This window comes from Bacillus safensis FO-36b, assembly GCF_000691165.1.
Taxonomy (GTDB): Bacteria; Bacillota; Bacilli; order Bacillales; family Bacillaceae; genus Bacillus; species Bacillus safensis.
The window spans coordinates 750,367-766,275 of the sequence record NZ_ASJD01000001.1 but is presented as its reverse complement, the minus strand read 5'-3'; the positions used below and the strand labels follow the sequence as shown (position 1 = coordinate 766,275).

At 40.6% G+C, this 15,909-nt stretch carries 23 protein-coding genes; 8 read left to right on the top strand and 15 right to left on the bottom strand.

Features of this window, described 5'->3' with window-relative positions:
* Positions 1–16: 16 nt before the first annotated feature.
* Entirely contained in the window at positions 17–337 is a 321-nt protein-coding gene (gene cgeC, locus BA81_RS04025; protein WP_034280536.1) for a spore maturation protein CgeC, read from the bottom strand.
* 206 nt (positions 338–543) lie between these two features.
* Between cgeC and BA81_RS04020 the strand changes: the two genes are divergently transcribed.
* Together BA81_RS04020 and BA81_RS04015 are read left to right on the top strand one after the other, a co-directional pair.
* Positions 544–945: a hypothetical protein gene (locus BA81_RS04020; RefSeq protein WP_024422714.1), complete on the top strand. Its 402-nt coding sequence runs from the start codon at positions 544–546 to the stop codon at positions 943–945.
* A gap of 15 nt (positions 946–960) precedes the next feature.
* On the top strand, positions 961–1,923 hold the full coding sequence (locus tag BA81_RS04015; RefSeq protein ID WP_034280534.1) for a CgeB family protein: 963 nt from the start codon (positions 961–963) through the stop codon (positions 1,921–1,923).
* A 29-nt stretch (positions 1,924–1,952) separates the two neighbouring features.
* Here BA81_RS04015 and BA81_RS04010 read toward each other — a convergent pair whose 3' ends face one another.
* On the bottom strand, positions 1,953–2,675 hold the full coding sequence (locus BA81_RS04010) for an acylneuraminate cytidylyltransferase family protein (protein WP_034280532.1): 723 nt from the start codon (positions 2,673–2,675) through the stop codon (positions 1,953–1,955).
* A gap of 251 nt (positions 2,676–2,926) precedes the next feature.
* Here BA81_RS04010 and BA81_RS04005 point away from each other — a divergent pair, with 251 nt between their 5' ends.
* The gene (locus BA81_RS04005; protein ID WP_034280530.1) at positions 2,927–3,955 is read left to right on the top strand and encodes an SDR family NAD(P)-dependent oxidoreductase; all 1,029 of its coding nucleotides are present in this window, start codon (positions 2,927–2,929) and stop codon (positions 3,953–3,955) included.
* A gap of 51 nt (positions 3,956–4,006) precedes the next feature.
* On the opposite strand, the gene msrB is transcribed toward BA81_RS04005, so the two are convergent.
* Positions 4,007–4,438: a peptide-methionine (R)-S-oxide reductase MsrB gene (gene msrB, locus BA81_RS04000; protein ID WP_024422719.1), complete on the bottom strand. Its 432-nt coding sequence runs from the start codon at positions 4,436–4,438 to the stop codon at positions 4,007–4,009.
* Positions 4,438–4,971: a peptide-methionine (S)-S-oxide reductase MsrA gene (gene msrA / locus BA81_RS03995; protein WP_024422720.1), complete on the bottom strand. Its 534-nt coding sequence runs from the start codon at positions 4,969–4,971 to the stop codon at positions 4,438–4,440. The genes msrB and msrA overlap by 1 nt, the downstream gene beginning before the upstream one ends.
* Positions 4,972–5,109: 138 nt before the next feature.
* Between msrA and BA81_RS03990 the strand changes: the two genes are divergently transcribed.
* From BA81_RS03990 to BA81_RS03980, 3 genes are all read left to right on the top strand, one after another.
* On the top strand, positions 5,110–5,541 hold the full coding sequence (locus BA81_RS03990) for a MarR family transcriptional regulator (protein ID WP_007500780.1): 432 nt from the start codon (positions 5,110–5,112) through the stop codon (positions 5,539–5,541).
* A gap of 54 nt (positions 5,542–5,595) precedes the next feature.
* Positions 5,596–5,856, top strand: a complete 261-nt coding sequence (locus BA81_RS03985; protein WP_024422721.1) for a hypothetical protein — start codon at positions 5,596–5,598, stop codon at positions 5,854–5,856.
* Between the two features lie 69 nt (positions 5,857–5,925).
* Positions 5,926–6,642, top strand: a complete 717-nt coding sequence (locus BA81_RS03980) for a DUF4397 domain-containing protein (RefSeq protein WP_227001665.1) — start codon at positions 5,926–5,928, stop codon at positions 6,640–6,642.
* A gap of 32 nt (positions 6,643–6,674) precedes the next feature.
* Here BA81_RS03980 and ypmT read toward each other — a convergent pair whose 3' ends face one another.
* The 7 genes from ypmT to ilvA form a co-directional block, all read right to left on the bottom strand.
* Positions 6,675–6,872 (bottom strand): protein YpmT, encoded by a 198-nt coding sequence (gene ypmT / locus BA81_RS03975; RefSeq protein WP_024422723.1) that lies wholly within the window; start codon positions 6,870–6,872, stop codon positions 6,675–6,677.
* A 24-nt stretch (positions 6,873–6,896) separates the two neighbouring features.
* Positions 6,897–7,463 (bottom strand): YpmS family protein, encoded by a 567-nt coding sequence (locus BA81_RS03970; protein WP_034280528.1) that lies wholly within the window; start codon positions 7,461–7,463, stop codon positions 6,897–6,899.
* Positions 7,464–7,473: 10 nt separating this feature from the next.
* Positions 7,474–8,235 (bottom strand): SGNH/GDSL hydrolase family protein, encoded by a 762-nt coding sequence (locus BA81_RS03965; protein WP_024428150.1) that lies wholly within the window; start codon positions 8,233–8,235, stop codon positions 7,474–7,476.
* 69 nt (positions 8,236–8,304) lie between these two features.
* Complete coding sequence (locus BA81_RS03960) at positions 8,305–8,895, bottom strand: SCO family protein (protein WP_034280525.1); 591 nt, start codon at positions 8,893–8,895, stop codon at positions 8,305–8,307.
* 23 nt (positions 8,896–8,918) lie between these two features.
* Positions 8,919–9,761 carry a DegV family protein gene (locus tag BA81_RS03955; RefSeq protein ID WP_024422727.1) on the bottom strand — a complete coding sequence of 281 codons (843 nt, stop codon included), beginning with the start codon at positions 9,759–9,761 and terminating at the stop codon, positions 8,919–8,921.
* Positions 9,762–9,948: 187 nt separating this feature from the next.
* A complete protein-coding gene (locus tag BA81_RS03950; RefSeq protein ID WP_024428147.1) occupies positions 9,949–10,200 on the bottom strand; it encodes a YpmP family protein in 252 nt (83 codons plus the stop codon).
* 36 nt (positions 10,201–10,236) lie between these two features.
* A complete protein-coding gene (ilvA, locus tag BA81_RS03945; protein ID WP_024428146.1) occupies positions 10,237–11,505 on the bottom strand; it encodes a threonine ammonia-lyase IlvA in 1,269 nt (422 codons plus the stop codon).
* Between the two features lie 181 nt (positions 11,506–11,686).
* Between ilvA and BA81_RS03940 the strand changes: the two genes are divergently transcribed.
* A complete protein-coding gene (locus tag BA81_RS03940) occupies positions 11,687–12,655 on the top strand; it encodes an AAA-type ATPase lid domain-containing protein (protein WP_024428145.1) in 969 nt (322 codons plus the stop codon).
* A gap of 14 nt (positions 12,656–12,669) precedes the next feature.
* On the top strand, positions 12,670–13,308 hold the full coding sequence (gene trhA, locus BA81_RS03935; protein ID WP_024428144.1) for a PAQR family membrane homeostasis protein TrhA: 639 nt from the start codon (positions 12,670–12,672) through the stop codon (positions 13,306–13,308).
* Positions 13,309–13,349: 41 nt separating this feature from the next.
* On the opposite strand, the gene BA81_RS03930 is transcribed toward trhA, so the two are convergent.
* From BA81_RS03930 to BA81_RS03915, 4 genes are all read right to left on the bottom strand, one after another.
* Entirely contained in the window at positions 13,350–13,973 is a 624-nt protein-coding gene (locus BA81_RS03930; RefSeq protein ID WP_034280522.1) for a lysophospholipid acyltransferase family protein, read from the bottom strand.
* A gap of 19 nt (positions 13,974–13,992) precedes the next feature.
* Positions 13,993–14,478, bottom strand: a complete 486-nt coding sequence (folA, locus tag BA81_RS03925; RefSeq protein WP_024428142.1) for a type 3 dihydrofolate reductase — start codon at positions 14,476–14,478, stop codon at positions 13,993–13,995.
* On the bottom strand, positions 14,475–15,269 hold the full coding sequence (locus tag BA81_RS03920; RefSeq protein WP_024428141.1) for a thymidylate synthase: 795 nt from the start codon (positions 15,267–15,269) through the stop codon (positions 14,475–14,477). The genes folA and BA81_RS03920 overlap by 4 nt, the downstream gene beginning before the upstream one ends.
* A gap of 103 nt (positions 15,270–15,372) precedes the next feature.
* Positions 15,373–15,900 (bottom strand): phosphatidylglycerophosphatase A family protein, encoded by a 528-nt coding sequence (locus BA81_RS03915; protein ID WP_024428140.1) that lies wholly within the window; start codon positions 15,898–15,900, stop codon positions 15,373–15,375.
* Positions 15,901–15,909 lie beyond the last annotated feature (9 nt).

Sequence of the window (15,909 nt, the reverse complement as noted above, 5' to 3'; positions counted from 1 at the left end):
ATCCTTTTTGATTAGATTAAAAAGCCCCCCAGCTGACAATGTTCACATAAGGAACACTCACTCTTAGCTGATTTGTCGCGTTTTTAAAGACTGCAACTGTATCAAACAATTGCACGACAACCACGTTTTGAAGTACATCTCCATTGACCAAATGAACACGCGGCACTGGAATGCCAAGCTCAAGCCATGGACGAAGTAATTCTTTGATGTCTGACACATTCTCTTCCCCACTTTCTTCTAAAAGACGAAGAAGAAGTAAAATCAAGATGATTTCAAGCACTCCTTCCGACTCTAGTAATTCTTCGTTCCAACCATCTAATAATTGTTCAAATTCCATTCATAATCCCTCTCTCTTCACATTTAATCTTTACTAGAGTATGAGCGTCACTTCATTTAGCCTCAGCATTTGAAAACATTTTTAAAAATGTGTGAAGTGATTAAATGAAAAAAAGATCAGGAATCAGCGTTCTGCTTATGCCAAAAAAAAAGAACGGCATATACATAGGGGTGAGTTTGAATTGATGAAGAAAGGATGGGGAAAAAATGAGCGAAAAGCGTGCTGAATTAAAAAAGGAACTATTGAAAGTGTTTTTCAAGCCAATTACTCATGCATTAACAGCTAATCTCGAAGAAGGAGGAGTTCAAATGGAAGAAAAATTGAACGATTTATTAAGTGAAGTGGCAGCTGAGGCATCACCTTCAGATTCTGCTACAACACTCGATGTATCTCAGCCAGCAAGATGGATCTTTGCAAGACTTGCACCAGGAACAGTCATTAGCATTGTCACTGACTCAGGAGATTTAATTGGGCCAGTTCAATTTGTATCATTCGATGCTTCAACAGGCGTTGTATTTGTTACACAAGAAAGCTCTGTCACACCTACAGGCTCAGCAACGACTCTATTAGATGTAGATAAAGTTGAAAGTGTTACATTCACATCTTAATGTGAGAGGATCATCATGAAGCTTCTTTATATCAGTTCTGGCTACGGCGGAATCTATCACATGTTTGATCAATGGGTAGAAGAAAGCTTCATTGATTCCCCCTTTTCATGTGTAAAGATTGATAGAGAATCTCTACCCACGAACATGCACAAAATCCGGACATTTTCTCCGGATTTTGTTTTGATAATGATCGGTGATCATGTTCCGAAAGATGTACTCCATCAATTCAAACAAGAAAAAATCCCGATTGTTCTTTGGATGACAGAAGATCCCTTTTATACAGATGTGTCAGCTGCTTGCGCACATGAAGCTCAGCTTATATTAACGATTGATGAAGGGGTTTTGCCATTTTATAAACAATTAGGCGCTGATCATACGCACTACTTTCCCATTCCGGCAAATACACGTGTCTTTCAGAAAAATGAATCGCCAGAAGAGATGTGCACGTATGACATTGCACTCATTGGCTACCCTTATCCCAACCGCATCAAAGCCATCGATACACTCTTGCAGCAAAACAAATGGCGTATTCTCGTTGCAGGTAAGGAATGGCACCGTCACTTAAACAAATCACGGAGACATTATCGTGATTTCACACTCATAACGAATTGGCTGAGTCCTCAGCAAATGGCGGACATCTATCAGCAGACAGCAATTGTCCTGAATCCGCATAGGCCGGCTCAATTTGCGTATAACAAAAACAAAGCCATGATTCAAAATATGAGCCTCAATAACAGAGCATTTGACATTGCTGCAACTGGGAGTTTTCAATTGACGGATCTACCTCCGCCGCCTGCTTTTTCAAGCTTTGCTTTTTACAAAGATGAGGACGATTTGATAGAACAGGTTGAATACTATGGATCAAATGCAGGTGAAAGAAAGGCGGCCGCACTGAACAACTACGAGCAAACCGTTCGCTGGAATACATTTGATACGATGCCACAAAGGCTTTATGACATTGTAAAAAGCGCCCTATAACTGGGCGCTTTTTCTCGTTGAATGCCAGCTTATGCATGATCTTCCGCATCTCGGTGAGCTAATAAGATTTTCTCTGCCTCTTTCCGGTCTGCCTCCTGTTTCACCACAAGCGCCCGAGTGCGATCCATCATATATGCTCCGACAGATCCTTCTAAAAAGGAATGAATGCATTCTTTTGCATAATGAGCATGAAAAGCATATACCGCACCATTTAGCCGGCCATACGTATATGGCTGCTCATGCTTTGGCATGAAAAAGTAATGATTGTCCTTATATAAAGTAGCTTCATTGTTTTCATGCAGTGTCCAAGTTTCATTTGGGTTTTCTAACGCCTCTGTAAAAGATGCGGTGCAGTCATATCCCCCTTCCACTAAAAGCTGCAAGCACTTCTCGATATCTGCCGGCTGTCTTAGAGGAGACGATGGATGCAGATACAGCACAATATCAAAGGTTTTACCCTCCCGCTCTAAATAAGCAAGCGCATGCTTCACAGCTAACAGTGACGGCGTTTGTTCTGTCACATGTGTGCTTGGCAGTTCAATCACATTTGCTCCGTAGTGAGATGAAATGATTTGCGTATTGACATCCTCTGAGGAGACGATGACTTCATCTAATTCAATCATTTGCAGTAACGGCTGAATGGTCCAATAGATAAGCGGCCTCTCTGCCAATATGCGTATGTGTTCATCATGCTGGCCGTCGTGACTTCTAAATGCAGGTATCATGGCTAAAATACGATTTCCCCTATACATGTCTTCTCTTCTCCCCTCGCGCACAGCTCCCTTACCATTTTCTTTTCTTCCCGAGCTGACCGCAGTACTGAAGTATTCAGGTCTCTCGTTTTTCTAGTTGATCTCTTATCTCTCCATATTCTATTAAGACGACTAGCAGATGGTTATAATTTGTTCACCTAATTTATGCATGAAGTGGTTCTTTTCCTCAAACGAATGCCGCTCTTTCACATATGATGCAAAGTAGAGAAATGAGAGTTGGGGGATTAGATATGTCCAAACAGATAGAAACGACTTTGAAGACCTTTTTTCGTGACAAAACGATATTGGTTACAGGCGGTACGGGGTCAATCGGCCGGCAAATCGTGAATAAATTAACAAGTTGCTCTCCAAAGAAGATAATCGTCTTCAGTAAAGATGACAGCAAACAATACATGATGAAAAATGAGTACGCAGAACATCCAGAAGTCGTATTCGCTTTAGGAGATGTCCGGGATGCAAGCCGCGTGAGACAGCTCGTCAAGGGTGTGGATATCATTTTCCATGCAGCGGCCTTAAAACAAGTACCCACTTGTGAAGATAATCCATTCGAAGCCGTTCAAACGAATATCATCGGCGGACAGCACGTCATTGAAGCCGCCCTCGAACATGAAGTGAGTCATGTCGTCAACATTTCAACTGACAAAGCGGTTTCTCCGACGAATGCCATGGGTGCAACAAAATTGATTTCAGAAAAACTATTTTTCCAAGCAAACGAAAGTATTCCGAATCAAAAAACCAGGTTTTGCTCTGTACGCTTTGGCAATGTGCTTGGATCTAGAGGTTCCGTTATTCCGATCATGCTCCAGCAGCTATTAAATGAAAAACCTTTGACCGTGACTGATCCTCATATGACACGTTTTTTTATGTCTATTGAAGAGGCTGTTTCCCTCACACTTCAAGCAGCAATTATGATGAAAGGCGGCGAAACCTTCATTCTCAAGATGGAGTCCTTACAGCTTGCCGATCTTTTAAAAGCGTTTCACGAATATGCCGCTCAAATCAATGCTCAATCTCCAGATGTTCTTGTAGTCGGAAAAAGACCTGGCGAAAAGCTTCACGAGGAGCTCACATTCCCGCACGAAGCAGATGCACTGTTTGAACATGAACAATTTTATGCCATTTTACCAAGACCACATTTGCACCCTGCCTTTCAAAAAGTCGACTTAACGAATTACACCTCAAAAGAAGCACCGCTCATTACAAAAGAAAAGCTGTTCCACATCATCGAACAATTACATCATACACATCATAAAAAATAAAAAATCGTCACACGGAAGCAGCTGCTTTCCATGTGACGATTTTTAAATGGATCAATCAAATAGATGTTTCAAATCCCCGTAGCCTTCTTTTTCAAGATCATCCTTTGGGATAAACTTTAAAGCGGCTGAGTTAATACAATACCGAAGACCGTTTGGCCCTGGGCCATCAGGGAAAACATGACCTAGATGAGAATCAGCTGTTTTACTGCGAACCTCTGTCCGCACCATTCCATGACTCGTATCAACCTTCTCTGCTACTTCTTCCTCTTCAAGCGGTTTTGTAAAACTTGGCCATCCGCAGTGGGCATCAAACTTATCTAAAGAAGAAAAAAGCGGCTTTCCTGAAATGATATCCACATAGATACCTTCTTCTTTATGATCCCAAAATTCATTTTGAAATGGCGGCTCCGTGCCATTATTTTGCGTGACTTCGTACTGCATGCGGTTTAATTCTTTTATACGCTTTTCTTTTTCATTTGCCATTATTTATCACTCCAATGGGACTCAATAAAACCGGCTCTGCCCGAACCGACATGATATCGTTCGTAGTGCATTTTGTTTTTCTTATAATAATGCTGATGATATTCCTCTGCTGGATAAAAAGGACCTGCGTCTAAAATTTCTGTAACGATTGGCTTTTTGAAAATCCCGCTTTGGCTCAGCTGCTCTTTCGATGCTTCTGCTAGCTTTCGCTGCTCGTCATGATGAACATAAATACCTGTACGGTAAGATTCCCCTCTATCGCCAAATTGCCCGCCATCGTCTGTTGGGTCTATTTGCTGCCAATACAGCTCTAGCAGCTTCTCATACGGGAACACGTCAGGATCAAACGTGATTTGAACCGCTTCTCTATGCCCCGTTGTATTTGTACATACTTCCTCATAGGTCGGATTCACTGTATGTCCGCCAGTATACCCTGATTCAACTTTGATAATGCCCGGCTGTTCATCAAAAGGTTTAACCATACACCAGAAGCAGCCTCCTGCAAATGTGGCTAATTCTTGTTTTTCAGACATATTAGTGCCCCCTTCATTTAAAAAATGGTATCATCATATTATAACATGATAAAAAATAATGAAAATGATACGACTTGTATACCTAAAATAAAAGAAAGCATTCTGTCGTATCTTTAAAATATAATGGGGGTTTAATGATTGGAACAAAGAAAACAAATGATGTACGAAATGGACACTTTACTGAGAACCGTATTTAAGCAGATCCGTTATGAAATTAACAGCCTGCTCGAAAACGAATTATCTCGGAATGAATTTCTTATTTTAAATCTGCTCCGTGAGCAAGGTGCAAAAAAAGTAACGGAATTCGCTTCCATTCTTGGAGTGTCAGCAAGTCATATTACCGCTGTGACTGACACACTCGTAGAAAAAGGCTGGATCACCCGTATCCGCTCAAAAGAGGACCGCCGCATCATCAAAATCCACTTAACCGATAAGGGTAAGGAAATTACTGAGCATTTTGAGAAAAAGAAAACCGAATACTTTATGGAGCGATTTGAATCATTTGATGACGAAGAACTAAAAACAATGATCAAATTATTTAAAAAGCTGGATAAAAGTCAAAAGGATTAAGCATAGATTTTAGCGCTCAGGACATGCTACGGATAAAAAGAGGTGGAACAAACCATGACAAGCCCTTATCTTTGTCCAAACTGTAAAACAAACAGAACGCGCTTTAATCTCATTGAGCAGCTTTCAGAACCTGTAAAGCTTGATCCAGCAACAGGAGCAGTTGTTGAAAGATACGAAGGAGAACAGCTGTCTCCTTTTCACTTGAGCTATCAAGGTCCTCAAATGAAAGTCCAGTGCGGTGTTTGTGGTTTAATTGAGGATGAAAAAACGTTCATTAAACTAGCTGAATATCATCAATATTCTTCTCCTTCTTAACATGCCGGCCTGACGGAAAACGTCAGGCTTTTTTCTATGCTTCTTTTGCCTATACAGATCGTCTTTTTCATGCATACGCTACAAAAAACACCATTGCATGAGAAAGAAGGGATTGATGACATGCAGCAGCTCTTTTATCATGACTTTCCATATCGGCCATTCGCTGACACCTACGAGCATCTTCAAAGCAGCCCTTCATCAAAAGCCTTTATTCGATTATTTCACGCTGCACCAGATCTCAGTGAGCTCGCTGTTTATGTGAACCGGAAGCAGATAATGAAACCAATGCCTTACAGCCATTTGACCGCTTATATGGAGTGGGATGAGGGAATGTATGAAATAGAAGTGTTCAAACTGGCTACAAATGAGAGAATTCTTCATTCCCGCATTCGATTTAAGAGCGGCGAGGTCTACACATTATGTATCACAGGTGCCCGTGCAGGCTTTGCACTCTTGACTGAGCAGCAGGCTACTTTGATCAAGCAAGATGACCTGTCAGCACTTACATTTGTACAGCTGTCTCCGGACCTTCCTTCTATAGATATATACGAACGAGACCATGGGGTTATATCGAAGGAGCTTGATTATGTAAACAGCACCCACATTCATCATTTCTCCCCGAACAAATATCATTTTGAATTGAAAGCCGCCGGCACTCAAAGTGTACTGCTTGATATCCCAAAAGTTCATCTGCAAACAAAGCGTGCATACCTGATTCTGCTTCATGGTTTTGCTAACGGAGATCCTGAACTTATGGCAAAGGTGGTCTTGTCTCGGCAATTATAAAAAAGAGCCTTTCCTAAAGTGGAAAAGGCTCCTTACGAGACATCTTCAGCTTTTTCTTGCTTTTGAAAATCAAAAGCAAGAATCATCGTGCCTAGAAATAATGCACAGTAGGCAATATTTAAGTAAAACTGATCGATATTTTCTGCTTTTAAAGCATTGGCAGCTGTTATGCCAAAGTACGCAGCAAATAAAAACGACAGTAAACTAAAATATTGATAGACTCGCTTCATGATTTCACTCCTGACTCACACGTTCTATTGCTTTGGATGATAATATGAGAATTCAATTTCATCGTTCTGCAGATCAATTTTATTTGCTTTCACATACATATCATTCGTCAGCGGCATTTCTGAAAGACGCACTTCAACCGTTTTTTGATCCGGTTTTACATGAACGAACTCTGGCAGCTCATAGAACTGACCCATGTAGCTTAAAACAAAACTAATCGGAATGCTCAATTGTCCAATTGAAAAGTCATCCACTTTCAAAAGCACATCACCATTATCTTCAACAGTTGGCGTAAATGAGACGTTTGCATCAATCGTTGAAGAGAAAGCTTTAATTGCGCCTGTTACTTTCACATCTTGATCGATTGCTACATGAAAGTCTGGCATATCATTTGATCCTTGATTTTTCAAATAATCATTCACAAAGTTGGTGAGTGATTCCTTTGAGCTGGATATATTAAAAGCATATTCGCTTTTCACTTCTTTGGTTGAAGCGGATTGACCGCCTGGCAGCAGCATCAAAATACCGCAGCCAATCACAATCAATAGATTGATTGCAAGTAAAATAAAAAATAAGCTTTTCCATTTTTTCATCTGTTTCACCCTATTCCTTCGGCAGTCCTTCTTTTTTCACTTCGGAGAATAAACGATTTGCCATAAGAGAGTACCCCTTTTGGTTTGGGTGGAAATCATCTTCTGCCAGTAATTTTTCATCAGAACCTTCTTCAAATAAATCTGCTACATTGATCATATCCGCATTGCCGTCTTTTTTGAGTTCCTTTTTGGCAGCGGCATTCCAGTCTTGAACGACTTCATCAATATCTCGCAGCTCAGACAAACTGAATTTAAAAGGATTGTACATGCTGACATACATGATTTTCGCATGGTCATTCTGTTCTCTCAGTTGAGCAAGAATGGTTTTAAAGCGCTCTTCAAAAGGACCTTGCTCTTTTTGAAAAGGAGCAAACGTCAAATTAAGCACATTTTGACGGACAACATGCATGAGATCATTCCCGCCGATCGTAAAGAAAATATAGTCAGCGTCTTTCAGTCCGTCCTGCACCTTTTTTTCTTTTAATCTTTTTAATAAATCTACTGTTCTACTGCCTTTAATGGCATAGTTTTTTAATGTGACAGACTGCACGCCGTCCACTGCTTCTATCTTGTCACGGGTTATGCCTGCATAGCCTTTTTTATCTTGATCTCCGATTCCTTCTGTTAAGGAATCTCCAACCGCTGCGATGGTAATATGTTCTTTTACTTTTGGTGTGTCTTCTAGTTTATCCTTTATGCCAGCCTCTTGCGCGGAACATGCAGAAAGAACAAAAGCTAGAGACATCACAATCAAAATCAAACGAGCCTTCAAACGATGATGTCCCTCCTTTTTCTGATTAAAAAAGTGTATCATGTTTTCGCCCATTTGAACATCCTTATGCTAGCTTCGGTTCAGCGTTTTGATGTCCTTGATGATATCATCATAAGGTGTGTTTTGCACGCCATCATAATTTTTCATCACTTTCCCATCTTGATTGACAAGAAAAAACAGAGACTGATGAATCACTTGGTCTTCATCTTCAGGTTTTTTTACAATGGTTTTAAAGCTTTTCATTGCGAATTTTTCAATTTCTGACTGTGAATACCCAGTGAGAAAATCCCAATTTTTAAAGGACAATGGATAGGCTTTTGCAAATTCCTTTAGCTTTTTCGGTGAATCGACCTCTGGGTCCACGCTAAAGGAAATGATATGCGCATCCAATTTTTCTTCTTTTAACCGTTTTTGCAGCTCTGTCATATGAGCAGTCATCGGCGGACAAATCGTTTCACAGCTTGTGAAAATAAAATCAGCTACCCATACTTTCCCCTTCAAATCATCCAATGACACCTTTTGGCCATCTTGGTTTTCAAACTCAAACGGCTCTATTTGATAATTTAAAGCATCCTTGATTTGCCCATTTGAACATGAGACTAAAAGAAGCACGCTTATCGTCATAAGCGCACCAAGTAAGGCTCCCCTTTTTCTATACATGATATGTCCATCCCCTTTTTCTATCAATCGGTATAAAAAGTAAAGCCTATTGCGCCCTTTCCGGTATGACAAGAAATAATCGGTGTTGTGTAGGCGATGTCAATCAGTGCTTCAGGTGTGTGGTCAAGTAGCGCTTTTTTTAGCTTTTCAGCGAGTTCTAATGCATCTGCATGTGCGATCCCAATGGCTTGAACTGTTTTTCCCTTCACCGCCTGTACATACTGTTTTGTCAGATGGCGGACAAGCGCAGAGTAGCTTCTCACATTCGCTTCTGGCGTATATACCCCGTCTGTCAAGCTGGCAATTGGTTTGATGTGAAGAAGTGAGCCGATCAGCGCCTTTCCTCTTCCGATTCTGCCGCCTTTGACGAGATTTTCTAATGTATCGATCGTGACATATAGCTTTGTTTGATGACGGATTTTATCTAATTCTGTGATAATATCTTCACGGCTTGCACCCTTTTTGGCTAGTTCTGCTGCTTTGATGACTTGAAATCCTAATCCATAGGAAATAAAATTCGAATCAATCACCGTGATATTTCCATCTACCATTTTCGAAGCGCTTTCAGCAGTTTGAACAGTACCGCTCATACCACCAGTTAAATGGATACTGATCACTTCGCTTCCATCTGCCGTCAGCTTTTCATATAATTCGACGAATTGACCGATCGCAGGTTGAGACGTTTTCGGCAGTTCCTCAGCAGCCTCCATTTTTTCAATAAATTCATCTGGCTGTATATTCACCCGGTCAATATAATCAACTCCAGAAATGGAGATATTGAGCGGAATCACGTGAATGGAAAGATCATTGATTTTTTCTTGCGGAAGGTCCACAGTTGAATCTGTTACAATTTTAATTTGTTTCACTATCGTCTCATCCTTGCTGTCTTAGTCTTTACTTATGATATTACCTTATTTCCTGCACACTTGAAAACAACTGACCTAACGTTTTTGAAATTGTCACATTTTCTTCTTGTCAAGAAAAAAATCCTTGCCAAACTGAGCAGCGGCCACTTCAAAATGGCTGCTTACCCCTTTTGACAAAGATTCCTGCTTACGCATTGTGTTTCAGTGTAGGCTCCTGATAGATCTGTTCATATGTGCTCCACTTGACGTTACGTTTCACATCCTCTCTGAAAGAGTACACAGTTCTCTTTCCTTTAGATACATAGACTTTTTTCAAGAAAGCTTCAAGTCTAAATGTGAGCATGAAACGATACGTCTCATCTCCCTTTAGAACAGGGACTTCTGTTACCTTGATCTGAGCTCCATCCATCCGTCTAAAACATATTGTTTTGAGCAGCACAAACGATCAATCCTCTTTTCCAATTATCTGTTAAGCCTAAATAAATAGGTGGAATAAATCTTGATCTTTATTCACTTCAACATAGTGAAAGCCTTTTCTATCCATCCGCTCAATCAGCGCTGCATAGTCATCTCTTTCTTTCAATTCGATGCCGACTAGCGCAGGACCTTTGCTTCGGTTATTCTTTTTCGTATATTCAAAGCGTGAGATATCGTCATTTGGCCCTAACACTTCATCTAAAAATTCACGAAGCGCTCCTGCTCTTTGCGGAAAATTGACAATAAAGTAATGTTGAAGCCCTTCATAGATCATCGAGCGTTCTTTGATTTCCTGCATTCTGCCGATGTCATTATTTCCTCCACTGACAATACAGACAACATTTTTCCCTTTGATCTCCTCGCGATGAGCATCTAATGCTGCGATTGGCAATGCGCCTGCCGGTTCTGCTACAATCGCACATTGATTATACAGCTCTAAAATCGTTGTACACACTTTCCCTTCGGGTACAAGACTGATTTTATCGACAACAGACTGAAGCGATGTAAACGTCTTTTCGCCAATCCGCTGAACCGCTGCTCCGTCTACAAACTTATCAATCGAATCAAGTGTCACAACCTCGCCCTTCTCATGCGAGGCATGCAGTGAAGCTGCGCCAAGCGGTTCGACTGCAATGATTTCGGTTTCTGGTGAGATATTTTTGATATATGTACCAACACCAGATAACAGACCTCCACCTCCGACACTTGCAAATAAAAAGTGAGGCTCCACTTCGATATCATTTAAGATTTCGACAGCAGTCGTTCCTTGTCCTGCCATCACATCCAGATCATCAAACGGATGGATAAATTCGCGCTTCTCTTCATCTCCGCATTTTACGGCTTCATGATACGAATCATCAAACGTATCTCCGGTTAAGATAATTTCAACATATTCTTTTCCGAACAGCTCCACTTGTGATACTTTTTGCCTTGGCGTCGTAGCAGGCATAAAGATTTTCCCGTGGATGCCTAAATATTTACAAGAATAGGCAACACCCTGTGCGTGATTTCCTGCACTTGCACAGACAATGCCATTTTCTAGTTTATCTTTTGGAAGCTGGCTCATTTTATTAAAAGCGCCTCTTAATTTAAAGGAACGAACTACTTGAAGATCCTCTCTTTTTAAGTAGACATTACATTCATATCGTTCAGAAAGTCGCTCATTTTTTTGAAGTGGTGTATGAATGACTACATCCTTCAAATTTTGATGGGCTTTTAAGATGTCTTTCACTTGAATTAGCGTATTTTCTTTGAGCAACGGTTTCATGTACAAGATCCTTTCTCTTTAACCTTATTTAATTTGTCATTATAACATGAATATTCAAAAAATAAACCAATAGATCATGGATCCATCATAAATTTTATAAACTTTTTCGTTTTCCTGTACATTTGTTTTAATTGGGTGTTACAATTGAACCAATTAGAACCACAAAGAAAGGAATCACCCAATGGCCACTCAATCATTCGCATCTATCTATGGTGATCATCAAGATATCAAGCATGCAATTCATCTGGCAAAACAATTTTCGAAAAACGAACAGCCGGTCTTGATAACAGGAGACATCGGCACAGGCAAAACGCTATTCGCCCAAGAAATGGCGAACGTATCTGTTCCACACGCATCACTGACACACATGTATTGCCCCATCTTGAATGAAGAAACCTTACAGAAAGCCTTCATAGAAAAAAACAATCAAATTCTTTATTTAGATGAAATCGGTGCATTAAGTATTTCTATGCAGCACCAGGTCATTCACTTTCTAGAAACGTCACCTGCAACAAAAGTAATCGCTTCTTCGTCTTTATCAATAGAGGCACTCAGGGTTTCTTCTACCTTTTTACCCGAGCTGTTTTATCGTCTGAATGTTCTTCATTTGGCCCTTCCAGCTTTAGCCGAACGAAAAACAGATATTCCTGTGTTAACAAATGCTTTCTTTCAAAAGCTGAACATGGCACCTGATATTGATCCAAGTGTTTGGGAAGCCTTGCAGCAGTATCCATTTGAAGGAAATGTCCAAGAACTCAAAAATATTGTTCATTACGCTGCGTCCATACTCGAGGGCCACACGGTATTTTTACATCATTTACCGCCCTTTGTATTAGCACCTCTTCCCTCAGCCGTGAAAGGTAAAAAGGAAGAACACCAGCTTACACTAATGGAAAAACAAGAGTTTGTTTTCTTGCTGGAAGCCATTAAATCTCTCAATGAAAAAGGAGAAGCAGCCAGCAGGCGCATCTTATCTGAATTAAGCAAACAAGGAGATATCCCGCTGACCCCTCAGCAGGTGCGAAACCGCTTAGATGATCTTGAGAAAAAAGCATACGTGACGAAAGGAAAAGGCAGGGCCGGAACGAAGATTACACTTGAAGGTCTTTCATTCCTGAAGTCGCTTGATGGTTATATACCGGTTCAATAAAAGGAGGACATCCATTGTTTACTGTAAAAGAAGAAATTGCAAACGCCATTACACATGGCATTGGTGTTATTTTATCTATCCCAGCCATTGTGTTTCTCGTCTTATTCGCTGTTCAATACGGCACTGTCACAGACATTATCAGCTTTTCGATATTTGGTGCATCCATGCTGCTGCTTTATTTAAGCTCAACCCTGCTTCATAGCATTCGGCACAAAAAAACAAAAGATATTTTTGAAATCCTCGACCACTCGGCTATTTATGTATTGATTGCTGGTACATATACACCCTTTTTACTTGGACCACTAAAAGGTGCACTCGGCTATACGCTCCTTGCCATTGTATGGGCGCTTGCTGCTGGTGGGATTGTCTTTAAAATCTTTTTCGTCAAACGCTTTATTATCGTATCTACCCTTGTCTATTTATTAATGGGATGGATGATCATCATCGCCATCAAACCGCTTTATATCCAATTAACAGGTGCAGGATTTGGCCTCTTACTGTTAGGCGGCATATTATATTCAGTCGGAACCATCTTTTATATTTGGCGGAAAATTCCCTATCATCATGCGATTTGGCACAGCTTTGTTCTTGGCGGCAGCGCATCGATGTTCTTCTGTATTTTATTCTATTGCGTAAACATTCCTGCTGCATAGAATGAAAAAACCAGCATCCACTATTCGGATGCTGGTTTTTTCTATGCACGTTTTTGTGCGTAATCACTGATCATGACAGGAGCTTTAATATGAATATCGACATTAACAGGACGCAGTCTTTTCACGATCTTCCCAGTTAAAAGACGATCCGTTCCGCTAGTTTCAATTGGTACAAGCGGACAATCGTATTCTTCAGCAAGCGCCTCTGCAATATGACGATACGCTTCTGAAAGCAATAGACTCTGCCCAGACACGATTCTTTCCTTTGCTTCTTCTAATAAGACCTCATCCGTTTGATTCTGATGGATAACCGCCATTTTTTTGAGCCATTGTTTTAAAATCGGATACCGAAAGAGCTTCGGCTTTGCCATGAAAGCAAATGGCTTCTCAAGGTGGCCGATCAATAATGTCGTCGTGACTGGATTCAGCTCTTTTGTGACATAAATAACCGGGCCATCTGGCAGCTTCTTTTGCTGATGAATGGTCATGACTGATCCTGATTGATCAATACATCCCCGGGAAAACCTTTTTGCATGCTCATGAATGAGATGCATTCGTTTCGTATAGGAAATGCGTGGATCCGTTAATTCATGATCGTACAAATGCCTCATACTTTTTAAAAAGGATACAACAACATAAATCGTTAAAAACCAATAACGAAACAACCGTACTCCTCCTACTCACTTATCCTTTTTTGTCATATACGACAAATTCATAATTGTAGGGGTTCTTTTCGTCACGATGGCCTTTTTCGCGTGATACAATCGTCCATTCATCTTCATTGTAATACGGGAAATAGCGGTCTCCTTCAAACGCATGGTGAATGTGCGTGATATAGAGACGATCAGCATATGGCATCATTTCTTCATACAGCTTAGACCCGCCAATGATAAATAGCTCTGTCTCGCTTTCCCCAATTGCCAAAATATCAGCAATTGAATGAACAACCTCGCATCCTTCTGCTTTAAAAGAAGAACTTGTGGTCAGCACAATATTTCGGCGGTTAGGCAGCGCTCGTCCAATCGATTCAAAGGTTTTTCTGCCCATGACAATCGTATGACCGCCTGTGACTTTTTTAAAATACGCTAAATCTGCTGGTAAATGCCAAGGCATTTGATTATCTAGACCAATGACTCTGTCTTCTCCTGTCGCCGCAATCATGGAAATCATACACTGACTTCTCCTTTTATATGCGGATGCGGATCATAGTTCTCAAGCACAAAATCATCAAACGTAAAATCAAAAATGCTCTTTACATCTCTTGTAATACGAAGCGTAGGAAGCGTGCGTTCCTCGCGCTCTAGCTGCATTTTCACCTGTGGAAGATGATTTTGATAAATATGAGCATCTCCGAGTGTGTGAATAAACTCTCCTGGCTCAAGATTTGTGACTTTGGCAATCATCATCGTTAGAAGGGCATATGAAGCAATATTAAATGGCACGCCTAAAAAGATATCTGCCGATCTTTGATATAGCTGGCAGGAAAGCTTCCCGTTTGATACGTAAAATTGAAATAGACAATGACAAGGAGGCAGCGCCATTTGATCAATTTCCCCCGGGTTCCAAGCGCTGACGATCAGTCGTCTTGAATTCGGGTTGTGCTCAATATCATGAATCAGCTTTGTGATCTGATCCACTGTCTCGCCGTCTCCGCTCGCCCATGATCTCCACTGTGCACCGTATACACGGCCCAGCTCTCCATTTTCATCTGCCCATTCGTTCCAAATGCGGACACCATTTTCTTGAAGATATTTGACATTTGTATCACCTTTTAAAAACCAAAGCAACTCATGAATGATCGATTTCAGGTGTAATTTCTTTGTGGTTAAAAGAGGAAATCCTTCCTGTAAATCAAATCTCATCTGGTAACCGAACGTGCTGATTGTACCTGTACCCGTTCTGTCACCTTTTTCATCCCCGTGCTGTAATACATGACGGCATAACTCTTTGTATTGTTTCATTTTTTTCATCCTTTATTTATGTTCTTGTTGTAGTTTACCTTATTTCGGCTTTTCTTGAAACCAAAAAAACATGCCTGCATGATGAGCAGACATGTTTTTCTTTTTATGCTTGATTCACTCGTTCCTGCTCTTCATCCTTAATATCTTGGTGTGAGTGAGCAATGCGGCTTGCAGCTGCTGCGGCAAGTGCAGCGACTAGGTCATCAAGGAAAGTATGCACTTCACCTGGACGGCCTTCATCTAATTCACGAATAATACCAAATTTCTCTTTATCTAAATAACCGAAGTTGGTCAAACCGATTGATCCATATACATTGACAATGGAAAGCGGAATAATCTCATCAATTCCATATAGCGGCTCATCTGTTTCAACTAAGTGCTGTAAAGGTTCTGGCAAGAGCTTTTTTTCTGCCAGCTGATCAAGGGCAAGTCCTGTTAAAACTGCATGGACAATTTCTCTTTTATTCAGCACTTTTTCAACATTTTCAATACAGACACTAAGTGGAAGGTTTGGATGATATTTTTCTTGGAGCTTCAGCACAATGTGTGCGATATCTTCAATTTTCACTCCGCGATCGTTTAACATTTGTTTTGTAATCTGCACCATTTCGTTCATTGTATATTTTTTCAATTGGCATGA